The 1,276-nt window shown below is 74.5% G+C and carries 1 protein-coding gene and 1 pseudogene; both read right to left on the reverse strand.

The genetic code is table 11. The features are described 5' to 3' along the window. Positions 1-1,069, reverse strand: a 1,069-nt coding sequence (locus D471_RS34235; protein WP_017599005.1) for a CpaF family protein, incomplete at its 3' end; no start/stop codon positions are given. Then, positions 1,066-1,276, reverse strand: a pseudogene (locus D471_RS40170) (hypothetical protein); the annotation flags it as partial. The gene D471_RS34235 and the pseudogene D471_RS40170, both read right to left, overlap by 4 nt.

The raw sequence follows: 1,276 nt of genomic DNA on the forward strand, positions 1-1,276 counted from the left end.
GGGAGGCGTAGGCGCCCAGTTTGGTGAAGGCGCCCGCGGAGTTCGCGGCGTGCAGGGTGGTCAGACTGCCGTCGTTGCCCTGGCTCATCGCGTTGAGCAGGGGCACGGTCTCCTGGCCCCGGGTCTCCCCGACGATCACCCGGTCGGGTGACATGCGCAGGGCGGCGCGGACCAGGTCGGCGATGGTGATCTCGCCGACGCCCTCGACGTTGGCGGGCCGGGCCTGGAGGGCGACGCAGTCCGGGTGGGCGTCGACGTCGCGGTCGAGCCCGAGTTCGAAGACGTCCTCGATGGTGACGAGCCGTTCGGTGGGCGGGATCTCGGCGGCCAGGGCGCGCAGCAGGGTGGTCTTGCCCGCGCCGGTGCCGCCGGTGATGACCGTGTTGCGTCGGGACAGGACCGCGGCCCTGAGGAGCTTGACCAGGACGGGGTCGAGCGTGCCCAGGCCGCGCAGGCGTTCCAGGGAGGTGCGGCTGTGGCGGTGGCGGCGGATGGAGACGGCGGGGTCGCGGGCGACCTCCATGACGGCGTTGAGCCGCTCTCCGCCGGGCATCGTCATGTCCAGGATCGGCGCGCCCGGGTCGAAGCGCCGCTCACCGTTGGCGGAATCGGCGGCGATGCGCCGGATCAGGGCGACCAGTTCCTCGGGGTCCTCGAACAGGGGCGGGCGCTGTTCGCGGCGGCCGTCGGCGTAGCGGATCCACACCCGGGAACCGGTGATGTTGATGTTCTCGATCTCCGGGTCGTCCAGGAGCGACTGGAGCGGTCCGAGTCCGCTCACCTGGGCGAGGGCGCGGCGGGCGATCACGGCCTCGGTGGCGGGGGCCAGGACGGGCCGGCCCGCTGCGAGCGCCTCGCTGGCCGCCTCGTCGAGGATCCGGGCGATGACGCGCTCGGCCTCACGGCGGTACTCGGCGGGGCCGTACTCGCCGTTCTCGCGCAGCAGCTCGCTGATCCGGCGGGTGGCCTCGGTGGCCGCCCACTCGACCCACGCGTCCTCGCGGGCCACGCGGCCGGGGTCGAGGAACTCGTTGGGGTCGTCGTCGAAGGTGGCGTCGATCTGGCTCACCGGGGCACCTCCATCCGCACCGGCGGCGTGGCCGCCTCCCGCACCAGCGCGCGGGACAGGGACGCCGCCGCCCGCAGGAGCGGACGGCGTTCGGGACGGCGCAGCCCCGCCTCTCCCCGGAGGAAGGCCGCGCTCCGGGGGTCGGTGGGCATCCTGCCCCACACCCGCAGGCCGACGGTGGCGGCGATCTCGGCGGTGGAGCCGCTC

Source organism: Nocardiopsis lucentensis DSM 44048 (assembly GCF_000341125.1).
GTDB lineage: Bacteria > Actinomycetota > Actinomycetes > Streptosporangiales > Streptosporangiaceae > Nocardiopsis > Nocardiopsis lucentensis.